Source organism: Sulfuritalea sp. (assembly GCF_017302275.1).
Classification (GTDB): domain Bacteria; phylum Pseudomonadota; class Gammaproteobacteria; order Burkholderiales; family Rhodocyclaceae; genus Sulfuritalea.
On sequence record NZ_JAFLDR010000008.1, the window covers coordinates 107,292 to 132,959 of the forward strand.

At 55.0% G+C, this 25,668-nt stretch carries 26 protein-coding genes; 5 read left to right on the top strand and 21 right to left on the bottom strand.

Annotated features, from left to right (window positions below; genetic code table 11):
* Positions 1-37: 37 nt before the first annotated feature.
* From gspN to J0M27_RS06595, 15 genes are all read right to left on the bottom strand, one after another.
* Positions 38-778 (bottom strand): type II secretion system protein N, encoded by a 741-nt coding sequence (gene gspN, locus J0M27_RS06525; protein WP_294988793.1) that lies wholly within the window; start codon positions 776-778, stop codon positions 38-40.
* Between the two features lie 3 nt (positions 779-781).
* Entirely contained in the window at positions 782-1,291 is a 510-nt protein-coding gene (gspM, locus tag J0M27_RS06530; RefSeq protein ID WP_294988796.1) for a type II secretion system protein GspM, read from the bottom strand.
* Positions 1,288-2,490, bottom strand: coding sequence for a type II secretion system protein GspL (gene gspL / locus J0M27_RS06535; RefSeq protein WP_294988799.1), 1,203 nt, complete (start codon positions 2,488-2,490; stop codon positions 1,288-1,290). The genes gspM and gspL overlap by 4 nt, the downstream gene beginning before the upstream one ends.
* Positions 2,487-3,410, bottom strand: coding sequence for a type II secretion system minor pseudopilin GspK (gene gspK, locus J0M27_RS06540; protein ID WP_294988802.1), 924 nt, complete (start codon positions 3,408-3,410; stop codon positions 2,487-2,489). The genes gspL and gspK overlap by 4 nt, the downstream gene beginning before the upstream one ends.
* Complete coding sequence (gspJ, locus tag J0M27_RS06545; protein ID WP_294988805.1) at positions 3,410-3,976, bottom strand: type II secretion system minor pseudopilin GspJ; 567 nt, start codon at positions 3,974-3,976, stop codon at positions 3,410-3,412. Before gspJ ends, gspK begins: the two co-directional genes overlap by 1 nt.
* A gap of 1 nt (position 3,977) precedes the next feature.
* Positions 3,978-4,358, bottom strand: coding sequence for a type II secretion system minor pseudopilin GspI (gene gspI, locus J0M27_RS06550; protein WP_294988808.1), 381 nt, complete (start codon positions 4,356-4,358; stop codon positions 3,978-3,980).
* Entirely contained in the window at positions 4,355-4,846 is a 492-nt protein-coding gene (locus tag J0M27_RS06555; protein WP_294988811.1) for a prepilin-type N-terminal cleavage/methylation domain-containing protein, read from the bottom strand. Before J0M27_RS06555 ends, gspI begins: the two co-directional genes overlap by 4 nt.
* A gap of 9 nt (positions 4,847-4,855) precedes the next feature.
* Entirely contained in the window at positions 4,856-5,311 is a 456-nt protein-coding gene (gene gspG / locus J0M27_RS06560) for a type II secretion system major pseudopilin GspG (RefSeq protein ID WP_294988813.1), read from the bottom strand.
* Entirely contained in the window at positions 5,301-6,512 is a 1,212-nt protein-coding gene (gspF, locus tag J0M27_RS06565) for a type II secretion system inner membrane protein GspF (RefSeq protein WP_294988816.1), read from the bottom strand. Before gspF ends, gspG begins: the two co-directional genes overlap by 11 nt.
* A complete protein-coding gene (gene gspE / locus J0M27_RS06570) occupies positions 6,512-7,987 on the bottom strand; it encodes a type II secretion system ATPase GspE (RefSeq protein WP_294988819.1) in 1,476 nt (491 codons plus the stop codon). The genes gspF and gspE overlap by 1 nt, the downstream gene beginning before the upstream one ends.
* On the bottom strand, positions 7,984-10,029 hold the full coding sequence (gene gspD / locus J0M27_RS06575) for a type II secretion system secretin GspD (RefSeq protein ID WP_294988823.1): 2,046 nt from the start codon (positions 10,027-10,029) through the stop codon (positions 7,984-7,986). Before gspD ends, gspE begins: the two co-directional genes overlap by 4 nt.
* The gene (locus J0M27_RS06580; protein WP_294988827.1) at positions 10,026-10,475 is read right to left on the bottom strand and encodes a type II secretion system protein N; all 450 of its coding nucleotides are present in this window, start codon (positions 10,473-10,475) and stop codon (positions 10,026-10,028) included. Before J0M27_RS06580 ends, gspD begins: the two co-directional genes overlap by 4 nt.
* Positions 10,476-10,597: 122 nt before the next feature.
* Entirely contained in the window at positions 10,598-11,326 is a 729-nt protein-coding gene (locus J0M27_RS06585) for an FxDxF family PEP-CTERM protein (RefSeq protein WP_294988830.1), read from the bottom strand.
* 175 nt (positions 11,327-11,501) lie between these two features.
* Positions 11,502-12,839 (bottom strand): undecaprenyl-phosphate glucose phosphotransferase, encoded by a 1,338-nt coding sequence (locus J0M27_RS06590; RefSeq protein ID WP_294988872.1) that lies wholly within the window; start codon positions 12,837-12,839, stop codon positions 11,502-11,504.
* A 73-nt stretch (positions 12,840-12,912) separates the two neighbouring features.
* Entirely contained in the window at positions 12,913-13,776 is an 864-nt protein-coding gene (locus J0M27_RS06595) for a LuxR C-terminal-related transcriptional regulator (RefSeq protein WP_294988833.1), read from the bottom strand.
* A gap of 614 nt (positions 13,777-14,390) precedes the next feature.
* Here J0M27_RS06595 and J0M27_RS06600 point away from each other — a divergent pair.
* The 3 genes from J0M27_RS06600 (at position 14,391) to J0M27_RS06610 (ending at position 17,281) form a co-directional block, all read left to right on the top strand.
* The gene (locus J0M27_RS06600; RefSeq protein ID WP_294988836.1) at positions 14,391-14,972 is read left to right on the top strand and encodes a cyclic nucleotide-binding domain-containing protein; all 582 of its coding nucleotides are present in this window, start codon (positions 14,391-14,393) and stop codon (positions 14,970-14,972) included.
* The gene (gene epsL / locus J0M27_RS06605) at positions 14,973-16,151 is read left to right on the top strand and encodes an XrtB/PEP-CTERM-associated polysaccharide biosynthesis outer membrane protein EpsL (RefSeq protein WP_294988838.1); all 1,179 of its coding nucleotides are present in this window, start codon (positions 14,973-14,975) and stop codon (positions 16,149-16,151) included.
* Positions 16,152-16,288: 137 nt separating this feature from the next.
* Positions 16,289-17,281 carry an EpsD family peptidyl-prolyl cis-trans isomerase gene (locus tag J0M27_RS06610; protein WP_294988875.1) on the top strand — a complete coding sequence of 331 codons (993 nt, stop codon included), beginning with the start codon at positions 16,289-16,291 and terminating at the stop codon, positions 17,279-17,281.
* A 166-nt stretch (positions 17,282-17,447) separates the two neighbouring features.
* Here J0M27_RS06610 and epsI read toward each other — a convergent pair whose 3' ends face one another.
* The gene (gene epsI / locus J0M27_RS06615; RefSeq protein WP_294988840.1) at positions 17,448-18,134 is read right to left on the bottom strand and encodes an exosortase-associated protein EpsI, B-type; all 687 of its coding nucleotides are present in this window, start codon (positions 18,132-18,134) and stop codon (positions 17,448-17,450) included.
* A gap of 166 nt (positions 18,135-18,300) precedes the next feature.
* Positions 18,301-19,404 (bottom strand): glycosyltransferase family 4 protein, encoded by a 1,104-nt coding sequence (locus J0M27_RS06620; RefSeq protein WP_294988843.1) that lies wholly within the window; start codon positions 19,402-19,404, stop codon positions 18,301-18,303.
* A gap of 241 nt (positions 19,405-19,645) precedes the next feature.
* On the opposite strand from J0M27_RS06620, the gene J0M27_RS06625 reads away from it, so the two are divergent.
* Entirely contained in the window at positions 19,646-20,614 is a 969-nt protein-coding gene (locus J0M27_RS06625) for an acetyltransferase (protein WP_294988846.1), read from the top strand.
* Here J0M27_RS06625 and J0M27_RS06630 read toward each other — a convergent pair.
* The 4 genes from J0M27_RS06630 to rfbF all read right to left on the bottom strand — a co-directional run bounded on the left by J0M27_RS06630 (position 20,600) and on the right by rfbF (position 24,045).
* Positions 20,600-21,562 (bottom strand): NAD(P)-dependent oxidoreductase, encoded by a 963-nt coding sequence (locus tag J0M27_RS06630; RefSeq protein ID WP_294988847.1) that lies wholly within the window; start codon positions 21,560-21,562, stop codon positions 20,600-20,602. The genes J0M27_RS06625 and J0M27_RS06630 overlap by 15 nt on opposite strands.
* Positions 21,563-21,626: 64 nt before the next feature.
* Entirely contained in the window at positions 21,627-22,160 is a 534-nt protein-coding gene (gene rfbC, locus J0M27_RS06635; RefSeq protein WP_294988851.1) for a dTDP-4-dehydrorhamnose 3,5-epimerase, read from the bottom strand.
* Positions 22,161-22,212: 52 nt separating this feature from the next.
* On the bottom strand, positions 22,213-23,256 hold the full coding sequence (locus J0M27_RS06640; protein ID WP_294988854.1) for an SDR family oxidoreductase: 1,044 nt from the start codon (positions 23,254-23,256) through the stop codon (positions 22,213-22,215).
* A gap of 18 nt (positions 23,257-23,274) precedes the next feature.
* Positions 23,275-24,045, bottom strand: coding sequence for a glucose-1-phosphate cytidylyltransferase (rfbF, locus tag J0M27_RS06645; RefSeq protein ID WP_294988857.1), 771 nt, complete (start codon positions 24,043-24,045; stop codon positions 23,275-23,277).
* 171 nt (positions 24,046-24,216) lie between these two features.
* Between rfbF and J0M27_RS06650 the strand changes: the two genes are divergently transcribed.
* Entirely contained in the window at positions 24,217-25,221 is a 1,005-nt protein-coding gene (locus tag J0M27_RS06650; RefSeq protein WP_294988860.1) for a glycosyltransferase family 2 protein, read from the top strand.
* Positions 25,222-25,668: the final 447 nt, after the last annotated feature.

The window sequence follows — 25,668 nt, forward strand, 5'->3', positions numbered from 1 at the left end:
AAGAGAACGCGGAACTTCATCCAGAACATGGTTAAGCCTAGCGTGGTCCTGGAAAAATAAAGCTGTTTGCACCATCCTGTTGCGCGATGGCGCCAAACAGTTGTCGAATATCGTCGCCGACTTCCGCTCCCATCGTCGCCCGGCCGACAATACGCGGTTTCTGTCCTGGAGATTTCTCGAACGTCCCTTGAAGCATTAGCGGCCCCGACGGTGTCGTTAGTTGCCCATGGATGTGACCACCGCGACGGAACTCGATGTCCATAAGGTAGTCCCCCAGCAAGCTGCCGGCCCTGCCTGCGCACAAACTGTCGATCTGGAGTCGCCCCTTCCCCGCGCATTGGCCCGAATCCCATCCGCAGGAAACCAATGACACGGTGATTGCCATCCGGCCCCTAGGTTGCCATGGGGCGGCCATATGCTTCGGCAACAGGCCGGTTGGCAGCGTCGATAACCGAAACTCCAGACTTCGGGCCGTCCAGCCATCAAGCGACGGATGGATCGTCCCGGCGGCACGCCCATCATGATCCAACACCAGATGGACACCGGAATCGCGACTGACTCGCCACACATAGGAAATCACGCCGGCCGGCAACCATCCATCTTTCGATCTCATGAATATCCGGCATGAGCCTGCGGCCCAAAGCCAACCAGTGCAGCCGGCCGCTTTGATTGGATTCGTGGAAGGTCCCAAACGCTCCAGGATCGCGGCTGGCGCGGACAACACCAGAAACACCAAAGTCAGGACAAAGGTGATTGCAATACCAAGACGAAGCCGCATCGGCTAGCGAATTTCCGGCAATGCCAAGATCGCTTCTATCTTTACCATGCCCGCTTGCCCAGTCGGCTCGATCGACGCTCGCAAAACCTGAGCACCATAGTCGGCGTGGGCTTTCGCAAGCCAGGCAATCCATGCATCGAACTCGGCATTTCCTGACAGCCGAACCTTGCCTTGCGCATCAGGCAACACGGCCAGACCGGCAACGCCAGCGCCCCGCAAGCCGTCGGCGAACGCGGTAAGCGCCTTCTCCGCACTGATCGGACGAATTGCTATCCCCAGCGCCTTGGCAGCCAGCATTGATGCAGCGGCCTGTCGCATTGCGTCGTTATGCGTCTGCAGTTCGGCAATCAAAACCGCGTAACGGGCTCTCGCGTGGTGCGCGGACCAAAGCAGCTGAACCCAGATCGCACCTGCAATGGTGACAAGCATTATTGCCAGGGCGACACGCTCGCGGCCGGTCCGCTTGTCCAGGGCTCGCTCCCATTGGCGCCGCAGCGTCTCCACGAGTTTCATCGCACCGACATCCTTAATTTGTACTCACTGCCCGCAGAGTCTCGTCGCAATACGGTGGCATCCATGTCGTAGCCGCACGCGCGCAAACGTGAAGCCATGCCAAGCGCGGCACCCTCCGGCAGCATTGCCACGAGTTCCAGAACCGAGCGATCGAAGAGAATGTGGCGGGGTTGAACTCCCGCAGGAAGTTCCTCGCTGATCGTCGCGAGCATCGCCAGCATGTCGCCGCTTCCTACCCTGCCACGCAGACGCAATACCGAATCCACCTCGCGCTGCATCTGAACGCGCGCATCAAGCAATGGAGTCTTGTTGTCAGGAAAAGTCTGGCGATAGATCGCGACACTCTCCTCCCGAAGTACCGATGCCCGGTACGCCAGCCACGCCCAGTCCGCTAGGGAGAGCATGGTATGTCCAAGGGCCAGCGCGGCAAGTGCAATTAACGCGACGCGCGACCTGCGGCCAGCCGTGTCAGATGCACCTGTTGGGGCAAATTGACCGGTGAGAAGGTTATTGGCACCTACGGTCGACGCTGCCAAAGGATCAAAACTGATTCCGGCAACCACTGGCAGGCTCAGGACAGACGCCCATCCATCAATGGTCGCTGCCTTCCCGGCCGGAAGCCTGACAACAAGTCGCGTCGGCAACTTTCCGTGAGCCCGCGCAACGGCAATAGCCAGCGCTTCCGGGGGGGCCGTCCCTGGCCAATCGATCGCCAACCCGCTTTGCGAGCCCATTCGTAAAAATGTGGATTCCCCATACCGACAAATTATCCATTCACCGTCCGCTGGCGCCGCCAATTGCATATCGACAAACAGCCTGTCCAGTTTGCGGCCCGCGGCACGAACGGCCTCGGTGATCTCTCCCAGCCGTGCCCTACCTATGGCAATTGCGGATCCGGCTTCCTTCGAAAGGACAATGTGCATCGTCTCGGGCGGCTGGATGAGCTTATCTTCCAGTGCGTAGGCAATGATCCGCGAGGCATCACGTCCCATTTTCTCCGGGAGGCTGATCGAGAGCCAGGAAACCTGGTCGGCGGTAACCACGGCCTCGCATTCGTCGGCCGCAGGCCATTCACTGGGAATTCCACTCCCCCGGTCAATGACGCGAAAATCTCTCGTGAGCAGAGCCCAGGAACAGCCAGCCTCCTCGCTCGGCCATTCGCGCGGCAGATAGAGGCGAAGAATGCGTTCGGCTTTCATGTATGCCGTAGCCAGACAATCTCGGTGCGCCCTGCGTGGCGCCTGATCATGCAGACGAGTTCGATGGATGAATCCTTGTATTTGGCGGCCACATTCGCCTGAAAGTATTGACTGGCCGTCGTCAACAGCCCTTCCCGCGTATCGAAAGAGGATTTTTTAAGAGTACCACGGAAGTCCGCGAGGTCCCGGAACGGCAGGCGCTCCCGCCTGCTGGTCACCGCATCAAGATCGCTGTCCGAGTATGTTTGCTGCAAAGCCGCCAGCACCTCGCGCGGTGCAGTATTGACGTTGATGGCGGAGAATTCAGGCAACGCGGTAACGAAGGGACGAAGTTTCTCGATGACATCGGGCGAAAATCCTCGTACCAGACGCAATTCATCCACGTGGGACAACATGGCGTTTGCTGCGCGATACGGTGAACGCAGCGACAGATAGAAGTCATCCTCGGCTCCCCCCGTCGCGGATGACTCGCCATCGCTATCCATCCAGTCTTGAAGCGCGAACGCAAGTTCGCCCGGCAAACCGAGACTCTCCAGCAATCGTTGCATGATTTCGAACTGGTAAGGATCGGCCTTCCCGTTTCGCACAAGGTTGTTCAGATTCCATCGCCCTTGCTGGTCATCGAGAAAGCCGCCAAGCTCTCCTTCATCGATCGGTATCAAGGGAATTTTTTGTGTCCAAGATTCGCCCAGATGATCGATCGCGCTCGTGCGCGCGTCCTCGGCGAGGATTGCCTGCGCCCAATCGGTGCCACTGCGTGCCAGGCCGATCAATACGGCTTTCTCGCGTTGCATGCCAATATCCGCGATCCAGAGTTCCTGCCGCCAGAGGATCGACGATGCCAATGTTGCAACGATCGCGACGACCAGCAAGGCAAGGATCAACGCGGAGCCGGATTGCCTTGGTGCCATCGGCGTCATCATCGCACTGCAAACAATCGACTGATGTGCATGCCATCGTCCATTGTCACCTCAACCCGAATCGCAAACGGGATCTCGGAGCCATCCGCACGGGGTGGCCATTCCGCAGCCCACCGCCTCGAGGCATCAAGGAAAGTGAAGCGAAGCGAACGAATCGAATGCGCGATTCGGTGCACCTCTGGCACAGTCCCCGGCGCCGCATCGAAGACCGGCCACAGGCGAAGTTCCACGAAGCCGTCTTTCAAGCGATAGTGGACGTGTCGCAGAACTTGCCTGCCATCGGCAAAGGTTGCGAGCTCCAGTGATGACGCACCTCCCTTCCATACCGGCTGACGCTCGCCGGATGGCAAGCGAGGACCCCGGTTGGCGATTTGTCCAACATCATCCTGCAGGCGGCGGAAAAAAAACGAAAGTTCCCTCCAGCGTTCGGCTTCCAGGGATGTTCGATCCCGCGCGCGTAATGTCGAATCAAGCGCCCGGTAGGCCAGCAGTGAAAGCAAACCCAGGATCGCGAGCGCTACCAGCACCTCGACCAGAGTCAGCCCCCGGGACCGCTTTTCAGACATCTCAGAAGCCTGGACCCGCTATCGAGGTCACCTGCCTCGCTAGCACGGTATCCGGATCGGACTTGGCGGAAACGACGATTTCGATTCGGCGAAATCGTGAAAACTGGGTTGGCGCAACAATCTCCCGCCAGCGGAAACTCTGACCAGCCTGATCGATCACTCCTTCGCGAACCCCTACAGCAGGCCAATACCGCATCGCCCTATGCTCTTCAAGCCGATCCTGAACGATCCAGTCCGCCAACAATCTCGCCCGGAGTTGCTGCGCAAGGTCGGTGCTTTTGGACGACATGCGTATGGTTGCCGCAATCGCAATTGCGAGAACCATGAATGCGACCATGACCTCGATGAGCGTGAATCCCGCTGCTCGACGCCACGAATTCATTTGATTTCACTCGCCCGTACCAATTCGACCCTTCCGAGCAACGTGGAACGCAGTTCGAACAAAGTACTTTGCTCACCACCCAAGCGAATTCTGAACAATCGAGGGTCCCTACCGGAGAGCACGAGTTCGTAAGGTGGATTCTGCAATGCGCCTTCGCTCCAGACCGATGTGATCTTGACCTGCGTGTCGAGTTCTCGCCGGGCAATGGTGCGCTCGTTCCCGCCTTCCAGTATCGTCAGCGCATACTGGTCCGGACCTCCACGCCATACGATGGGAGTACGCGCCAATCGGGAACGATCCAGAGCCGACTCGATGGTCTGCCCCAACCTGTTGCTTTCGTCTTCGACTGCCACCACCGGACTGATACCCGCCCGCAAGCTCGCTACAGCACCGATCAAACCGACGATAAGAAGCGCCACCAGAACTTCTACCAGGGTAAATCCGCCATCGGCGCCCTGACGGCGAGGAAATCCCGGGTCTCGGATCACATCGTCAGCCTATATGGCCCAGGAACCTATGTCGGCATCGGTTTCTTCGCCTCCGGGCGTGCCATCGGCTCCATAGCTGAATACGTCGATCTCGCCGCGCACGCCGGGATTGAGATATTGATAGGGTTTGCCCCATGGATCCGCAGGCAAACGTTCGACGTATCCGCCGGCTTTCCATCCGTCCGGAACCGGTGGCAGTTCCGGCTTGGCGACCAATGCCGCCAGACCTTGCTCGGCAGTCGGATAACGCTTGTTGTCCAATCGGTACAGCTTTAGCGCCTGGGACAGCGTTGCGATATCCTGCCTGGCCGCCATGACACGCGCCTCGTCGGGACGGCTCATCACCTTGGGGATTACCAAAGCCGCCAGCACGCCAAGAATGACAATTACCACCATGATTTCTATGAGCGTGAAACCACTTTGGTTTGCAGGCGCTAGTTCGCGCCCGGGCTGATCATATGACAAGTTGATTGATCTCCATGATGGGCATGAGGATTGCAAAAACAATCAGGATAACAAGCAAACCCATGGCTACGATAAGCGCGGGCTCGAATACGGCGACCCCCAGGGCGGTAAAGTGGTCAAGTTCCTTCTGTTGCTGTTCGGCGGCCCGCCGCAGCATCGCCGCCAGAGCACCGCTGGACTCGCCACTGGCGATCAGGTGAATCATCATCGGAGGAAACACTTTTTCTGTTCCAAGAGATCGAGCGATTGGCGCCCCCTCCCGGATTCTTTCGACAGCTCGTCCAACCGCCTCACTGATCCGCAGGTTTCGTAGCGTCCTTCTTGCGGCGGTCAGCGCTTCAAGCAAAGGAACATTGCTGCCGAGAAGGATGGCGAGCGTTGCCGAAAATTTCGCGCTATCCGAACTTCTTAACAAATTACCGAGGAGTGGAAGTTCAAGCAGCGCCGCATGCAAGCGAAAACGGGCATTGCGATACTGCATTGCCCGCTGCCAAACAAGCGGAACGACAACAGCCGCGGCGAGAAGTATCCAGCCGTAATGACGAATCAGGCTGCTGACCGCGATCAGCCCGCGGGTCAACCATGGCAAGGCCTGTTTGCCATGCGCGAAAACTGCGACAACCGTCGGCACCACGTACACCATCAGGCCGATCACAATGGCCACCGCAACGATGGATACAAGTAGCGGATAGGCCAGCGCCTGCACTAGTCGCCGACGCGCTTCATAGCGGGCCTCGAGATAGTCTGCGAGGCGTTCAAGTACGGTTCCAAGGTCGCCAGTCTTCTCGCCAGCCTTGACCATCGCGATATAAATTTCCGGAAATACGTCGGCAAATCGCTCCAAGCCCGAGGACAGCGGATGGCCGGCCTGAATCTCGGCCCGCACTCCAACCAGAACCTCCCGCGCCGAATCGTCATCCACTTGCTCGACGAGTGCATTCAACGTCTCTTCCAGCGACATGCCGGACACAAGCAGAATCGACCACCTTCGCGCCAGCAGAACCAGCGCGGCATTGCCCATGCGAGCGCCCCGCCATGTTGTGACTGCTTCAAGGGATCGATCGGATGCCGGTGTTACCGTTGCAGGAAACAGGTTTTGCCCGCGCAACAGCGTGCGCGCGTGGCGACCACTCTCGGCTTCGATGATGCCGCGAAGCTCATGACCGGCGAGATCGGTTGCCGTGTACCTGTAAACAGCCATTATCCCCGGATGACGCGCAGAACTTCTTCAAGCGAGGTTTCGCCCGAGGCGACCCAGCGCCGGGCGTCAGCACGCAATGTATGGAGTTGCCCGGCTACGGCTTTCTCGCGAATCACCTGTTCGGCGGCACCATCATGAATGAGCGCTCGAATAGACGGATCGAGCTCGAACACCTCGAAAATGCCCGCCCGCCCGCTGTAGCCAGTTTGACCGCATTCGATGCAGCCCGATGGACGATATAGAACCTTCGGCATATCCCATTCCGGAAACAACTCGCGTTCACGCGGCCCGGACGGATATGCTTCGCGGCAGGTTGGACACAGACGCCGAACCAGCCGCTGCGCCAGAACGCCGCTCAGGCTCGATGCGAGCAAAAACGGCTCGATCCCCATGTCCACCAGCCGGGTAACCGCGCTTACAGAATCGTTGGTATGCAGGGTCGCCAGAACGAGGTGTCCCGTCAGGCTCGCCTGAACGGCAATCTGCGCAGTCTCGATATCGCGGATTTCGCCAATCATGATGACATCCGGATCCTGTCGAAGAATGGCCCGCAACGCCTTGGAAAACGTCAGGTCCGTGCGCGGATTGACTTGTATCTGGCCGATGCCGGCAAGCTCGTACTCGACCGGATCCTCTACCGTCATTATGTTCAATGCCTGCGAATCGAGTCGTCCAATCGCCGCATACAAAGTCGTCGTTTTCCCGGAGCCGGTAGGACCTGTGACCAGCACGATCCCATGCGGCTGATGCACCAGGCGATCGACTCTCTCGCGGACTGGAAGGTCCATACCAAGCGCCCCAAGATTCAGCTGCTCCGGATCCTTGTCCAGAAGACGAAGCACCACCCGTTCGCCGTGATTGGTCGGAACCGAGGAAACGCGAATATCTATCGGTCGCCCGGCAATCCTGATCGTTATCCGGCCATCCTGCGGCACGCGTCGTTCCGCTATGTCGAGATTCGCCATGATCTTGATGCGTGAAACCATCGCGGCATGAAGCGCCCGACGGGGAGATATGACGTTGCGCAGGGTTCCATCTTGCCGAAATCGGACAACGGACGCCTGCTCGAAGGGCTCGATATGAATGTCCGACGCCTTTGCCTTTACCGCCTGCGTAAGAATGACGTTGATCATTCGGATGATAGGCGCATCGTTTTGCTCGTCGAGCAAATCGTCGATCTTCGGAAGGTCCTGCAGCAGTCGGGAAAGATCAAGGTCACCACCAATGTCGTCGGCAACCGACGCGGCAGTTTCAGTAGCGGCACTGTAGATTTCAGCCAACCGCCGATCATATTCGGCGGAAGTGGCCATGACGATCGTGGTCGGGACAGCAACCATTCTCTTTGCCTCCGCCAACGCCTCGAGCGAGGCTTCGTCCCGCACCAACAACTGCGCTTGGCCACCCTTGACAGCTAACAGCATGACCCCCTGCGACTTGGCAAACGCATAGGGAAACCTGGCCGGCAGGTCGATCATTGGGCCTTTGTCTCTGGGCCGGCGACTGGCTTCGCTTCCGCACTGGAAGGTACGTTTTGAGCACTCCCGGGCAACTGCGGCGGCGACGCCTCACCAGGCATTTGCCTGTCGCGGACCGCGACCCGAGACTGCTCACGCTGCACACGACCATAATGCTGCGATGCGACGTTTTCCGTAGACGCCTCGTCGCGAAGAACCTGCGGTCTCAGGAATACCATGAGGTTGGTTTTCGTACGCTTCCTGGTTTCATAGCGAAAGAGCGCGCCGAACAGTGGTATGTCACCAAGCACGGGAACCTTTTCTTCCCCTGCGCCGTAGTTGTCTTCGATAAGCCCTCCGAGAGCTATGATCCCACCGTCCTCAACAAGCACTGTAGAATCAATGGCGCGCTTGTTGGTGACCGGTCCAAGCGAACTGGTTGTCGAGTTTACCGAGGACACCTCCTGCGAGATCTGCACTTTGACCGTCCCACCTTCGCTAATCTGAGGTTTCACCTTCAGACTCAGTCCGACATCACGACGTTCTATGGTCTGAAAGGGCGTCGGAGTCAAAGATGATCCGGTTTGGGCATACTGACCAGTGACAAACGGCAGATTCTGCCCTATGACAATCTTTCCCTCTTCATTGTCCAAAGTGATCAGGTTGGGCGTAGACAAGATGTTCGCATTTGCTTCTGTCTCGAGAAACCGGGCCAGAACCCCAAGACTTCCGGCCTTGGCCACACCAACAGTCAAACCCGCGCCAGCCTTCGCCGAGACGGTGCCATTTATTATCTGCTGAGCCTTGGCGGTTGCAAAGTTGGTCCCCGAAAAGAATGTAGCCGCCGTCGTCGCAGCACCGGCGAAGCTTTGCCATTGAAACCCCAACTCCGTTGCCCGATCGGCCGATATCTCGACGATCAAAGCCTCAATAAAGACTTGCGCGCGCCTGCGATCGAGCGCATCGATAACCCTGCGCAAATTGTTGAATACGGGCTCCGGAGCCACAATTATCAACGAATTCGTTGTTGCATCGGCTTGAATCGAGCTGCCCTTGACGCCCCCCGCTCCCGATGCGGATACAACGGCGGCGCCACCGGCTCCCCCCCCGACCGCCCCGGAAACCCCCGCTGTCCCAGCATTCGCCGACGCACTGGCATCACCAGACAAAATTGCGCGCAAAGTCTGGGCAAGCTTGGCTGCCTCGGCGTTCTTCAACGTAATGACATGGATATTTCCCGATACCACTGGTGCCTGATCAATTTCATTCAGCAAGCTCCGAATGCGTCCCAGTACGACGCTGGTATCGGTACGCACGACAACGCTATTGCTCTGCAAATCCACGACGATAGCGGCGCGCTGCCCAGGATCCGCTGCATTCGCGGCAGAGCCTTCTCCGAATAGCTTGAACAACAAGCTTGCGGCGTCGGAAGCAGCGATATGCTTAAGCCGAAATACGGCGGTATTGTCGCTGCCACCTTGCTCAATGGTTGCTATTACCTTTTCAAGCCGTTTGATATTGTCGGCGTAGTCGGTAACGACCAAAGTGTTGTTTGCGGGATAGACGTTTATTACGTTGCTTGCACTGACCAGTGGCCTGAGTATCGGTACGAGTTGTGCTGCGGATTCGCCTCGGATCGCAAATACCCTGGTGACAAGCCGATACTCCCCTAAGCCGCTTTGGGTTGTGGTCGGTATGGCATGTGTTTTTGCATCCGCCTCGGGAATGATCTTTGTTACACCCGTTCCATTCCCCTCAACCACCGTAAAACCCTGCAAACGCAAGGCCGATATCAGTATCGGATAGGCGAGTTCCGGCGCAATCGGGCTCGATGACACCACATTGATGGTGCCCTTCACACGGGGGTCCAACACGAAATTTCGTCCTGAAATTATCGAGACTGCTTTCACCACGGACTCTATATCCGTATTGACGAAATTCAGCGCAATCTTCTCCTTCTCGACCGGCGCGGCACTGAAAGAGAAGGAAGGGAAAGCAAAAAGCAAGACGGCGAGAAACTTCGCGAATCGATTTGTTCCCGCCACGGACACTGTGCGTTTCATTTTTTGTTCGGAAGCCTCAAGTTTATTGTTTGTCCGCGCCGCGTCAGTTCGACGTGATCATGGGCCACCCGCGACAAAATGACGTCCGGCACGATTTCTTGTCCTACTCTAGCCGTCACTGCTTTCTTTCCCTCTACAAGAATAACTGCGACCCCGCGCTTGTCATTGCCCGACGAGACAATTCCAGCCAGGATCATTTGCCCCGTATCGGATATCACTGACATCGCGCCAACGACTCCGCCCGCCACACCAAAAAGATGCCTCGCCTGAATCTGGTTTGCGAGTCGATCTGGCATGCCTTCCATAAAAATCGGTGGCGAAGGTAACGGTCGAACTACGAACAACCAGGACCAGTAGGCAATCATCAATGCGACCACGCTGCCAATCAAGAGCCACGCCAACACCCCACTGATTGCGTCTGGTGACCTTGATTTCTCGACCCTCATTCGCTTTTCCATGAATTGCCAGCCCTTGCGTTGAATTGTCCGCCATCTCCGAACTCCTTGGTAGCCGGAGATGAAAGCAAAAAACCCGCCGAAGCGGGTTTTTTGTTCAGAGCAAATGCCAGTTAGGCCGTGGCAGACTGCTTGCGACGTCGGGCAACGAAACCCATCAGACCCAGACCGGCAAGCAGCATCGCGTAGGTTTCGGGTTCCGGAACCGCATTAACACCGATCACGAAGTCGTCCCAATCGCCCAAGGTTGCTTGACCGGCGCTGTCGTTGTAGCCGAGAACGTAGGCGTAAGTCTTACCCGCGACAACCATATTGGTACCGATCAGGCCAATGGAAGTTGTGTCCGACCAGCCAGCAACACCTGCGGGACTCCAAGCAGCATGAAGCACGCGATCATTGTAGGCCCTGTTTACGCCATAGGTATTGTCACCTTCGAACATGAAGTCGACCGCGCCGGCGCTGGTCATTTGAAGATTAATCGAAGTCACCCCAAGCACGCTTGGAACATACCCGGTAGGGACCCGACTAGGGTTGTCGGAGTCATCGTAAAGCGTGGCCCCACCTACGTACAAGCTCTTAAGAACATTGTCGTAGGCAGCTTCCGATCCAAGATAGGTAAACCGCAACTCCATTGCAGAGTCGGCCATGAGCGCACCCGTACTAACTAAAGACCCCGAACCACGCGCGGCGACATCCGCCGCTGAAAAAGCGGTGTCGATACCATTGCCGGGCTTACCAAAAGCTTCAGTGCGGGTCTCCGTGGAAAGAACCGAGAACGACAACCCGGCGTTGGCGGCGCCGGTGGCAGCGAGTAGCGCTGTTGCAAAAATAATACGTTTCATGTTAGCAACCCTCCATACAGAAATTAACCAACTCGCCAACCTACCCAACGAGCCCTGCCTTACACATCTGGTTAAATTATTGCACGGCGTTTTCGCCTCTGCAATGATCCGTTCGGACTAATCGTACCAAGTACCGTGGGTCTCGAAGCGCAAGACCTCACACACCGAATGGAGCTCAATAGGCGCTTGACTGCCCCCGGGCAATTACCAGTATCGTCTTGAAAATAATGTAAATATCCAGGCGCAATGACCAGTTCCGCAGGTAGTCGAGGTCGTATTCGACGCGGCCACGCATCTTTTCGACGGTTTCAGTTTCGCCGCGATAGCCGTTTACCTGCGCCCAACCCGTGATACCCGGCCGCACCTTGTGGCGAACCATATAACCCTTAATGATCTTGCGATAAAGTTCGTTATGCGCCACCGCATGCGGACGCGGTCCAACTATGCTCATTCGCCCTTGTAACACGTTGAAGAACTGTGGTAATTCATCAAGAGAAGTACGCCGCAGAAACGCACCTAGCGGCGTAATGCGGCTGTCCCCTTTTTGCGCCTGGCGGATACTGTCTCCATCCTCGCAAACCGTCATCGAACGAAACTTGTAAACCAAGATCTCTGCTCCATCAAGGCCGTAGCGGCGCTGTTTAAAGATAACAGGCCCCGGTGAAGTGAGCTTTACCCCGATGGAAACGGCAACCAGCAATGGCGAAATGATCAGTAAAATGACAATGGCAAGAACTATGTCGCTGATCCTCTTTACCAATCCATCCGCCCCGCGAAATGGGGTTTCACAAACTGCGACAACCGGCATGCCACAAACCATGTCGATCCGACCTTGGATAAGGTCAGTAACGAAAAAGTCGGGTACGAAATAGATTGAGGCGGTGGTATCTCGCATGTCATCCAACAGATCCAGTATTCGCGGCTGTGATGCCATCGGTAGCGAAATGTAGATAGTTTGGACGTGCCGAGACTTGATGAAAGGTGCGAGATCGGCGATTCGTCCCAGCAGCGGAAACATGTCGTCGCCATTAAGCCTATCCATTTTCCTGTCATCGAAAAAACCTAACAAATGGGTAGATCCGTAAGGGCTTTCCGAGATGCGTCGCGCCAGCGCAAGACCTTGATCGTTCATTCCGACAATCACTGTGGGGCGGGAAGTCCCATCGACTTCCGAAAAAAACGGTGCCATGAAACGAATAAGCAAATGGGCCACGATCTGTGCAAGCGGGGCCACCCATAGATAGGCAAATACCAGATTCTTCGGGAATATGCGCAGGTACCTGCTGGCATAGCCTAGTAACATCAGCAACGCGGCAAGCAGAAGCCAACCAAGAACGATATTCCGGGCTGCGCGCCAAAGTGGCTGATCGAGCCTGGCGGACCCCGGAAAAGTCAATGCAAAAAGTACCACTGACAAGATCAGGTACTGCGGCAGCAACTCACCTTCAAAATAAACAGCGACCATCCAAAGTGACAGTACCAACGCCAGAGGCTCAAGAAGAGCCTCGGCAATGTCCAGCAAGTTGTCTCTTCCAATGGTAAGGGTAGACGCGCGTCGAAAACGCGACGCAACGCTTTTCCCGGACTCAGGCATCTTGCTTCAGCCGATTGAGTTTCTCAACTGCTTGGGCGCGATTGGATGCATCCAATTTTCTGAAAATTCGCTGCAGATGATTCTTAACCGTGAATGCGCTGATATTCAGAATCATCGCGACTTCAAAATTTGTCTTGCCGATACGCACCCATTCCATGATCTCAACCTCTCTTTGGCTAAGGCCTGACAGATCACCGGATTCGTCTTTTACAGACGCATTCGAACTGGTATCGTCGCCCTGAATTGGAAGATGGGAAACCTGCCGCAGGCTATGATCCAGATAGGGCAGGAAGAATCGCAGACTGCGCCGGTAAACTGTATCGGACAGATCCTTGGAACTCAGGAATATATATATGCATTCAAGCTTTCCACGCTGATCGCTGAATCCATGGACCAAACTCGACCGCATGCTGCCAAGAAGTTTTGCCGCGTCGCGATCGCAACGCTGGCAGATAAAGGCAAAATCGTCTTCAGTTGTAGTCTTGAGGGCCACATAAGGACGACACCGATGGCCCAGCCATCGATCCCGCATATCCAATAAGAACGAAAACGCACCGCACCGCCTTGTTCCTATCGGCTTGCTATCTTCGAGACACATCGAAACTCCGCTAGGGCTCAGGTTGCCAAACCCGTACTTTCCTTCCGGCCGCAAATGAGGGGATGCAGATAGAATATTGAAAGTAATACTGCTTGCACCAAAATCACCCCACGCGGCAATGAGGACTTCATGGGGAAGAAAGCTCTGGACGTCGCCCTGTAACCACTGAACCAAATCACGATGATCCCGGATACGAAGCGACGCCTCCGCCGTCTGCAGAATTCCTATCCCGTCGTTATGAATGTTTACATCACGCATTACTGTCCGACGGATACCCTAAAAAATGCGCATACCGGAAGTGCGACATGCCCCATCCGAGCAATCCGCAAAAAATAACAGGTAACCAAAAAGATCTCATCGCTGTCTGTGAGCGCGAACAAGCCTTCCATCAAAAACCACCCACGTGACGTCGACAACAATAGCGGCGCTAACACCGACAAACTGAGCGCCCAGACTGCCTTTCCTTGCTACCTCATAAGTATCATTGTAATGGACTTGCTTGAAAGAATTCTGACGTTCATCTCAATTTTCCGAACTCAATATCGTGGCAACACTTTCGAACGCAGGTCGTTGCATTACGGCGCGCTTTTCCTGCAAAATCTCAAACAGACACCAGTCCCAAACACTTCACAGGAACCGGCAACCCGCGAGCACGCAATTAACTGTAAATCAATGAGTCAATTGGCTTAGGATTTGCCTCATAGATTGACGCGCCTTCATCCAGATTTTCCCTGAACTTTTTCCAAACCGCTCCGAGGTTTCCCGTTATGGCTAACCCAAGCCCAGCAAGATGGAAAAATTGCACCAAAAGTGGTAACTTGTCGCTACACTGAATTGCATTGGTATTCTTTTGGATAGCCGTTAAACTGGAAATGCCACGCGACGCACACGGAAACCATCTTCCGGAGGAAATGCCCAGCATTAACCTGAACAGGCCTTTGCTGTCTGCTTTGGAAGGTTTCGCCAGTTTGGGTAGCGCGTCGCGGTACGAGGAAGAGATATTTGGAATAATCGATCACATAACGCTGTTCGAGGATCTTCGCTATGCCGAGATCTCACAGCTTTGCTCGAAAATGGAGTGTTATTGCGCCAACCGCGGCGACGTGATCATGAAAGAAAATGAAGACGGTGATTTTCTTGTAATCGTCCTTACCGGAGAGGTTGCGGTTGTAAAGCAGGGTGCCGCCGGCGAGGAAAAACAGTTAGCCGTCGTCGGACCCGGGGCTTCACTGGGTGAGATGTCCCTAATCAACGGCAAGCCGAGATTTGCTACGTGCATCGCCAGAGAGCCAACCGATATTGCCGTCCTGACTAGAGATACCATTTACGATATCCTCGTGTTGCATCCGTCGTTGGGCAACAAGATACTGTTGATCCTCCTGCAGATCACTTCCCAGCGCTTGCGAGAAACCAGCGACCGACTGCTCCCATTTATTGGCAGCGCAGCAAGTTGAATGAGCGCGGTTGATCGGGTGCACTTCTGCCTAGGTGCGCTGCTTGTTCTCGCGATCACTCCTGCAGTGGCAGGAGTTGAGGACTTGTTTGCAGCCAATGTGGTCGTATCCCGTACCTATTTCGACAATCTATTCAAACGCTCGTCGGATGCAGGCGTATCACGCGACCAACTCACTTCGACCCAGGTTACGGTCGCAGCCCGTAAATCGGTATCATTACAGGGCTTTGACCTGAGCGCGACCCTGGTCGACAATAGGTATCGAAAATTCGATTCACTGAACTCTCAGAACAACAACTACAGTGCTGCTTGGCGATGGCAGGTCACGCCGCATCTGACGGGAACCATCAGTTCCTCGCGTCAGCAATCGCAATCCGACTTTGCTGATTTCCGAGGTACCGGACAGAATCTACGCACTTCCGAATCGCGCCGCGCAAATGCCGAGTGGAACATCATTGGCGGCTGGACAGTGGGAACAGGATTGACGCAATCGAAGCAAATCAATAGCCAAACCTTTGTCGAGGATGCAAGTAACGAACAACGAGTCGCCGACGTGCTGGTCCGCTATGCTTTTCTGTCAGGAACGACGATCGCGCTGAATCGCAGCAAGAGCAATGGAGACTTTTCGCGCGCCCCCAATCCACTGACTCTGAGCGATAGTCGATTTTCCGACACACGCGAGGACTTTAGCCTAGCTTGGCCGGTAACTGGCAAAACGAGACTGACAGCTGGCTTGGGCCGCGTATCTAGGCAATACAAAAATTTTGGCGTTCGCGATTTCGCTGGACGGAACGGCAATCTCAGCCTTGCGTGGGCGGCTACAGCCAAAACGAGTCTCACGCTGGCTCGGACACGTACTACCGATAGCTGGGAAGATACAGCAAGCAGTTTTGCTATACGCAACTTAACCGATCTGTCGGGAAACGTCCTGCTGAGCGGAAAATTGTCCATGCGTGCAAGCATAGGTCGCGAAACACGTACGTTCGGCGGATTCGCACTGGTTCCAGGGGCATTCAGCCGCATAGACAAGACCGGCAGGGAATCCCTCAGCTTGAGTTGGACGCCGATGCGCAGCGTAACGGTTACGGCATCCATCCAGCAGTCAAGACGTGCTTCAACGACTCCTGGGACCGATTATTCGGACAGGTCAGCCACGATGAGCGCTACGGCTTCGTTTTGATCCGAACGGTGCGGACAATTGACATCGACAGGTCAATTGACTAAATACCGACAACGACTATTATGTGGCCCCACGACAGTCATCGAGTCAATCAAAATTTGGCAACATCCAACGTAGCATCCTTGAAAGTGAACACTATGCAATCTCATCGAATCGGAATCCTTGCCAGCACGATTCTCGTTTCCTCGCTTGCCATCATGGGCTGTGACAAAAAAGAGGAAAAGGCCAAAAAGCCGTCTACGCAAATAGTAGCAAAGGTGGACTCGGAAGAGATTTCCGTCCATCAGTTGAACTCGGTGCTTTCAAAATCCAGTGGACTTACCCGAGAGAACGTCGGTCAAGCAAAGTGGGAAGTCCTCGGCAAACTCATCGAACAACAACTGGCAGTAAATAAGGCGCTTGAGCGTCGCCTTGACCGCAAGCCGGAAGTCCTGATGGCCATAGAAAATGCCCGACGCGAAATTCTCGCGCGCGCCTACCTGCAGGAACTTGCCGCTGCGCAGACCAAACCGACGACTGAGGAAATCAGAACCTACTACGACGCGCATCCGGAACTGTTTTCCGCACGGCGGATTTATCGCCTTCAAGAACTTACATTGCAGAAGAATGACGAACTAATGCCAGCATTGCGCGACAAGGTGGCCAGCAGCAAGAGCATGGAAGATATCGCCGCCTGGCTCAAGAGCAGAAACATTCCGTTCAAGGCCGGTGGCGGTGTTCGCGCTGCGGAACAACTTCCCATGGAGGTTCTGCCAAAAGTACATGCAATGAAGGACGGACAAATTTCTCTGATTGCATCCACAGAAGGCGCCGTAATTATCCGCGTTGCGGGTTCCGAATCGCAACCGGTCGATGAAGCGAAAAGTGCGCCCCGGATCCAGACATTCTTGAGCAACCAGCGTTCTTCCGAAGCCATCCAGCGCGAAATGAAAGCGCTCAAGGAAAAAGCAAAAATCGAATACCTCGGTGAGTTTGCAGGTGGCGTGCCACCAAAACCAGTTGAACCGCCACCCCCTCCGCCCAAGCCGGCCGCGCCCCCAAAGCGCATTGAGGCCCCTCCGCCGAAGCCCTCCGCAGCACCAGCGGCCGACAGCAAACTGATCGAAAAGGGAATCTCCGGTCTGAAATAGGTGCTTCTGCCGCAGACAGAACTGGCTTCTGATCTGCAGCAGCGCTCGCTCTGCATTGCGAAGTCAGAAAACGCAGAAGACATTGCACTGGTCGGGCGCTCGCGTCGTATAACAATTCGAAATCCGAAAAGTCGGCGTCGGCAATACGGCAGTGAGATCACAAGGGCTAAATTGCTCCACCAAGTCCGCTAAGTCGAACTCGATCGCTTACTGAAACTGACTTGAGAAGTTCATTGACGAACAGGTCGTGATAGCGATTGGCCCGGCCTTGATTCTCGTCGATTGACGATACCCGAAACAGCAAACCATCCGGAATACGCCCGGTCAGACCATAAGCCAAATCAACAAGGCGCTTCTGAATTTTTCCCTGCACCACCTTTTCGCCCACTGTAAACCAATATGTCACTGGCTCTTTACGCGGCCCCATTGACGTAAAAAGCCGCTGCGCTGCGATATCGCCCACGGGGGTTGAGAGTGGCGCAGACACCGTACTATGCAGCTTGAACCCCTGTGCTGGGTAGCAGACTTCCGGCTTATGCGCCTGGAGGCTGCCCCGCTGGTCCGAGCCATAGGCGAGCGACAGCATTATTCGATATCCATCGGCATGAACGTAAGTTCTTGTCAGAATCTGGCTGTATAGCTTGTCGAGCAGCTCCTGCGTATGTGGATTCACTATCTGCCCGAGCTTTTTCGGCTCTTCTCTCCAATCGCCAAAATGCTGCGGAATCATCGTCTCCAAGGATATTTTGGGACCCACGTCCGCATGCTTGACAGTCGGACGCGCAACATATGCGCCGACACTCGCGGCGCCCATCAACACAGAAAGAACGATAGCGATTTTTGTTGAAGTCATGGGCAGAGTTTAAAAATTCGAGACACAACCGACGCCAAAATAAGAAGCGAAAAGCAAATATACACCGCGCGAATTGATTGGGAAACCCGCGCCCAACGAATACAACTTTTTCGCACTCGGAAGAAACTACAACCTGGATCGCCTTCCTTCGGCGTATCACAAGAAATCAAGGTACCTCCAACTTCCGAGCCGGGAGATCAGAGCCCATCAATGCAAGTTGCAACTGGTGTTCAAACATATCGGTAGCGTCCTCCCAGGTAAATCCCTGAACTGAATCATAGGCTTTGCGCGAAAGCAATCGCCAGTCGTTGCTATCAAGTGTCAAGATTTCGACGATGGCATCTGCCATCGCTGCCGGATCCCCATGGGGGATCAATCGGCCGCCGCCTGATTTCAACAACTGCGGGGCGGCACCCGCCGGTGTAGCAACAACGGGGGTACGACAGGCCATGGCCTCAACTATTGGAAGACCGAATCCCTCAAGCGTGCTGGCAAACACCCATACGTCGCATCTTGAATAGATAGAAGGCAAATCGTGGTCATCGGCGAAATGAAAAAATTCACTGCCCTCCGGCAATGCCTCCAAAGGAAGGTGAGGACCGAAACTGATCACGCGCAGATCAGGAATTCGCAAATGTACGCTGCGCAGCGCAAGCAAAATGGAGGTCGTTCCTTTTTGGCTACGGAGATCGTGCAGGAAGCCAACAGTGGGGCGAATCTGCTTGTCCCGCTCAGGAGAATTGAAGCGACAAAAATCAACGCTGTTTGGAATGAACGAAATATCGTCGAAACCCGTATGCTCGAGCATCAAGCCACGCAGCCAAGCGGAAATGGTGAACATGTGCAGGCCATAGCGCCAAGTCGCCGCAACGGCATCCAAGGGCTGCCCCTCGTGAGCGCCATAATCCTGCACGAAATATGCCTTTTTTCCTTTCGATGGTGACAGGTTAAGAACCCAACTGGCCGTTTCCCACCAGGTCGCAACGACTACGTCCGCGTCCGGAAGATCGTCATCAACAATTGGCCGATAGCGATCAATGACCCGATGATCCAGCCCCAAGCTATCCAAGTGAGAGACTCGAGGTTGAATCCCCGTAAATTTTCTTTGACGGATCAGCGCGCGGATTCGGTCTCGTATGCTTGGCTTGCGCCTCGGCGGGGAAACGAGGGTCACTTCATGACCACGTTTACGCAGCAGATCCGCGTAAATCGAAATCACTCGGATTCCACCGCTCATCCCAACAACCGGAAGCACAAACGTGATCTTCATTGTGATGCACTCATGTATCCAGGATACCGAACTTGACCCGCGTGCAACAACATTTCAAACTCCTGACAAGTATCCCACGGCCAAGGTACCTCGGTTTCCCCGAAAATACAGTGATTGAGAAATTTCTCGCAGACTCGATACCGGCCCTTTAAGCATCGTGGCCAGCCTATAATTATCGCCGAAAGGCGCCGTGCCGCGACTGAACGCATGAGCCGAGACCACCACCTTGCATGGAGAAGCAGTGAGCCAATTCGACGTCTTCAACGGTGACGCAGATGGTATTTGTGCTCTGCATCAGTGGCGGCTGAATGATCCAAAGAAGTCGATACTGGTAACCGGTGTCAAGCGCGATATCCACCTGCTTGACAGAGTATTCGCGACCAAAGGTGACGAAATTGCGGTCTTTGACGTCTCGCTCGACAGCAATCGGAGCGACGTTGTGCGCCTGCTTGCAGCGGGAGCCAGGCTGCAATACTTCGACCATCATTTCGCCGGCGAACCAATTGTCAATGCAGGTTTATCGACAAACATCGACACCGAGCCGGATCAGTGTACCAGCTTGCTTGTAGATGCCGCGCTGAACGGGAAGTTCCGTCCTTGGGCCGTCGTAGCGGCATTCGGCGACAATTTGCATCATGTAGCTCGACAGGTCGTTGCCAGTCTAGAACTGGAAAATGACGCGATTGAGTTGCTGGCTGAACTAGGCGAACTCCTCAATTACAACGCATATGGCGATAGCGTGGCCGATCTACATTTCCCACCAGACACGCTCTATGAACTGCTATCGCCATATAGCAATCCACTAGATTTCGTTCGGGACTCGCCCGCATTCTTGAGCTTGCATGCTGGATTTCAGCAGGACATCGCCCGTTCCGAATCCGTCACACCCTGCCTCTCATCGGACTCGACTGCGGCTTTGCTGCTCCCGGACATGCCCTGGGCACGGCGGGTGGTTGGCGTGCTATCCAATCGTCTCGCAATGACAAACCCGCACCGCGCTCATGCCCTGCTTGTACCCAATGCCTCAGGCAGCCTAACGGTCAGCGTGCGTGCGCCGAAATCCCGGCCAACTGGCGCCGACGCATTCTGCAGGGGCTTCCCCACTGGGGGTGGACGCAAAGCCGCTGCTGGAATTAACCAGCTTCCTTCAGCCGAGATTGACCGATTTCTTGGCGCTTTTGCCGAATTTTTCGGGTCAACCCGTGTTTGATGGGCTGCTGCCAAATTGGCGTCGATAGTACTCGGCAACCTCGTCCCACGCTGCGGATTCATTCCACCCGAAAATCGCGCCATCAATCTGATCGGTATTTATCCGAATGCGGGGCTCAGGAAATTCGATCTGATGCTTGAGATCAAGCTCGCAAGATAACGGCAGACGCACACGCATTTCTCTCGCAAAACGCATCGCGAATACGCCTTGGCTCTCGACATAGCCACTGGGGCGGAGGTCCCGCACAACTTGTCCATCGGCAAGCCGCCCAACAAAATGAACGTAAGCCTTGGCCAAAAGGGAAATATGAATGTTGTCGCGTACATAAGCGGGCGTATTCACGCCCGCTACCTTTCCGGAAAACCACGTCTTCATCAAGTAGGCCGTAAAGCGCGGGTCCTCAAACGGTCCAAACGGGTTGGGAACCACGAACTTGCCAAGAACTAAACCGGCCCGAGCAGCGTGGTAACGAAATACCTGATAGGTGAAACTCTTCGACAGCCCATAAGGCGAAAAGGCTGGTAGCCCCTCCGAGCCAGCACCTTCGTCGTTCTCAAAACCCGACCCAGTAACAATTATCGCGGGAGCCCGATTGCCTTGGTGCTTCAGTGCTTCGAAAACGACAGAAATGTTTCTCGTGTTGTTACCCAACGCAGAAACCACGTCAAAGCTCTCACTCTTGTAGTTCGTTACATCGGCGGCGTGATGGCAGAAAGCGCCCCAAGTCTCTCCCCGCGCGAGTTCAATGAATGCGGGGTCCCCAAAACTGCACCCAAATACGGGCCGGCAATGTTCCAGCGCCACCGAAACGCGCGACCGGCGGACTTCGTCTGCGTAGTCCTGCGGGGATGTCCGAAAAGTCGCGACGACCTCATGGCCGGCACGCGCAAGTTCGCGAATGAACCAGCACCCGGTGAACGAACTTCCACCGGTAAAAAGAATTTTCATTCGGCGTGTATCCTCTGCGGAGAAGTGGGCTCAAACAGAAAATCGATCCCGACTGCCCTTTGTCTTAGGTGGTTACAAAGTCCTTCCAGCCACTATCTTTATCGGAAACGACCACGGGAGGGATTGGCCATTTCATATCGAATTGCGGATCGTTCCAGCGAACTCCTCTTTCCTCAGCCGGCGAATAGAATTCATCGACAAGATAGAATAGTTCAGTGTCGTCTTCGAGCGTCAGGCAGCCGTGCGCAAATCCTTTTGGAACATACATCATGCGCCGGTTGTCGGCGGAAAGTTCCGCGCCAAAGGATTGACCAAATGTAGATGAGTCCTTTCTGAGGTCGAGTATCACATCCCAAATTGCACCGCGAATACATCGAACGATCTTGGTCTCTGCTTTCGGCGCCAATTGGTAGTGCATGCCACGAAGCGTTCCCTTGGTAGCGCTAAGCGAATTGTTAACTTGAACGAAGCGCGAAGACAAACCCTGCGCCGCAAGTTCGTTCTCACAGAAAGCACGACCAAAAAAACCGCGCTCGTCGCCGCGCTTTTCGATGTCGATCAGAAAGGCCCCAGGTAGAGGGGTAGGGGTGAATTTCATGGGGTTTCCTTCTAAGTTGGCAAGCGGGAATGTGCTATCAGACGGAACCCGATCAAACCCATCTCAATTGTTCATTTAGCCGCATTTCGGCAATGTGTTTCTCAAGCACCTTTAGACGCATGAACTGAGACGCCCGGAAATTCGGGTCGCTGAAATTCATAGTCTGCAGGCCGGCAAGAATCTCGCGAATCGCCTGATTGAGGTCGACTTGCGGTTGATGGCGCGGCGCAAGTTTTTCGTAGAGTGAGAAATCGACCCGGTAAGAGCGCTTGTCCGGTGGCGCGTCCTTGTTGATGCTGACACTCGTTCCCGGTACAGCACGGGCAACCGCCTCCGCCAGATCGCGAACCTGATAGTTCCATTCGCTGGAACCCACATTGACAGCAAGATTCTCGCCGCCTTTTTTCGGATCCCGGGTCAGCCCCCATTCGATAGCGCGCGCCATGTCCTTGACATCAATCAGCGGCCGCCAGGGTGTGCCATCGCTCAAGACGGTAATCTCCTTGCTGGCAATTGCGCAGGCAACGAAATCATTGAGCACCAGGTCAAGCCGGATTCGATCGGACCAGCCGCACGCCGTGGAAAACCGCAATGAAGTAGTCACCATTCCCGAGCCAGCCAGCCCGACAAGCGCCTTTTCGGTGGCGACCTTGGAGCGCGAGTATGCCGTCAGCGGATTCAGCTCGTCGTCCTCTTTGCGCGGTCCGCCTTCCGCATAACCATACATACTGCAGCTTGACGCAAATACAAAGCGTTTTACACCACACTTCGCAGCCTTGCGCGCAATTGCGGCGCTTGATTCGAAATTTATCGCCTCTGTCACCTTTTCGAAACGCACGCCCATGGGATCATTGGACACGGCAGCCAGGTGCACCACGGCATCGACTCCTTCCAGCAGGCTCTCGGGAAAATCGCGTACATCGCCCCAATACTGAGCGTCTGCAAAAGTCTCCGGAAAGCGCGGCGCTCCGGTCAGGCAGTGCGCAAAAAAACCGCTGTCATAACCTGCCATGGATACGCCTGGTATCGCCTTTCGCAGGTGCCTGTAGACCAGAGGACCGATGTAGCCAGTATTGCCAGTAATTAGAACCTTCATGCTTGACCTCAAAAAAAGTTACCAGATTTTCCATGGAGCTCTGCCAGATTGCCAGAGTTCCTCGAGATGCTTCTTGTCACGCAGCGTGTCCATTGGCAACCAGAACCCGTCGTGAAAATAGACCGAAAGCTGGTTTTCGACCGCCAGCTTTTCCATGGGCTCGCGCTCCCACACCGTGGCATCACCCTCGATATAGTCGCCAACCCTGGGCGAGAGCACGAAATAGCCGCCGTTTATCCACCCACCGTCGCCTTGCGGCTTTTCCTGAAAACCGGTAACCCGGCTACCAGTGTAGGTCAGGGCGCCGAAACGTCCCGGAAGTTGCGTGGCAGTTACGGTCGCCAATCTTCCCTCCTTGCGATGCAGTGCGATACCCGCGCGGACATCGACATTGCCCACGCCATCACCATAGGTTAGGCAAAACGCATCATCATCCTTGACATATGGCAGTATCCGCTTGATGCGCCCGCCAATCATGGTTTCGTCCCCGGTATCCACCAAGGTGACCCGCCAAGGTTCCGCGTTGTTGTGGTGAACCTCCATCTTGTTGGCTTGCATGTCGAATGTGACATCCGACATGTGCAGGAAGTAATTGGCGAAATACTCCTTGATCACATAGCCTTTGTATCCCAAGCAAATCACGAAGTCGTTTATGCCCTGGGCCGAATAGATTTTCAGGATATGCCAAAGAATCGGCCGACCGCCGACCTCGACCATAGGTTTCGGCTTCAAGGCAGTTTCCTCGGACAGCCTCGTACCCAATCCGCCCGCCAGAATCACTGCTTTCATTGATAACCTCGGATAAAAAAATCGGGTCTTTAGACCCGCAAACAAAGAACCCACGCCAGCCCGCGCCGCTGCCCGCCGGCTTACCAAGCGCCTGCATATGATAACCTGAAACTGTTTCTGGACGCCATGGCGTACCTTCCCTCCATCCCAAGTCTGGTAGCAAGCATACGCATGTCGACAAAACTGATCGTCATAATTTTGAACTATCGGGTCACCGATTTAACGATTGATTGCCTTCACACCCTTGAACCGGAAATCGAACGGATTCCGGGAATGAAGGTTGCAGTTTGTGAAAACGGCACCGGTGGAGACGCCGTTGAAAGGATATCCAGAGAAATATCAGAGCATGATTGGGCTCATTGGATAGAACTGACCGCTGTCTCACCGAATCGCGGCTTCACCGGAGGAAACAACATCATTATCCGGAAGTGGCTTGAATCCGAAGATTGCCCTCCCTATTTCCTGCTCCTCAATGCAGACACGTTGGTCAAGCCCGGCGCTATCGAATTGCTGGTGCAATTCATGGACAATAACCCGGAAGTCGGGATTGCGGGAAGCCAGCTGGAACTTCCGAACGGATTGCGGCAAGGGTCGCCTTTTCGATTTCAAGGAATCGCGACGGAACTCGATCGGGGCCTGGGACTGGGCATCGTCTCCCGCTTGTTGTCGAGGTGGTCGTCCTGCGCGCCGATGCCCCTGACGCCAAGCCCGGTAGACTGGGTATCCGGCGCCTGCATGATCATCCGGCGAGAAGTCATCGAGGCGATAGGCCCGCTGGATGAAGGCTTTTACACCTATTATGACGATATCGATTTCTGCCTTAACGCCAGGCGCAAGGGCTGGGCAACCTGGTGTGTCCCGGATAGCCGGGTTATTCACATTGCGGGCCAATCAACCGGGATAAAGACCCTCAAACGACGTCCGAAGTACTGGTTTCAGGCGAGGCGGCGTTTCTTTCTGAAAAACTATGGCGCTCTGTACACCATGCTGGTAGATGCTGCCTTTCTGATTGGATTCGCCCTCTGGCGCGTACGAAGGGTCATCCAGGGCAAACCGGACACGGCACCACCACATTTGCTGTTCGACTCGTTGCGACACAGCGTCTTCGTGACGGGATTCAAGGTGCGTGACGTAGAGAATCCTGCATTCTGTCGGATGGAAAATCGAGCAGGCTAGCTACCTTCGATGAAGGAAACCTTCGCCCCCGGCCCTTGGTATTGCTTCAAGTACTCCAGACCTTGATCCCATCAGGCGAGCAAAACGTTCTTTTCGAAAAAGACGAAGGTGATCAGTCATCTTGAAGTCATTGCCTCTTGTTTCTTCGAATTTTCTAGCTGGGTTGCACAATCGTGATCAACGCAGTCAATATTGTTCGTCGCGCGAGGTCGATTGCGGTTCGAGGGTCGGTTTCAAACTGATCTTGGCATTCCCTCAGATTCGACCACTTCGGATCTAGCCCGGATATTTCACGAAAGTAGGTCGGCGGAATCGCCGTTAGGCGCGTTAATACTGGTGTCGAGACAGGATTAACGGAGTATTCCGCCGATGCCAAATTGTACGCGTGGGGAGATGGAGTTTGGGCGCCTGGGTCGTTGCACGATCGAGGCGAATTTCGAGGGTGGC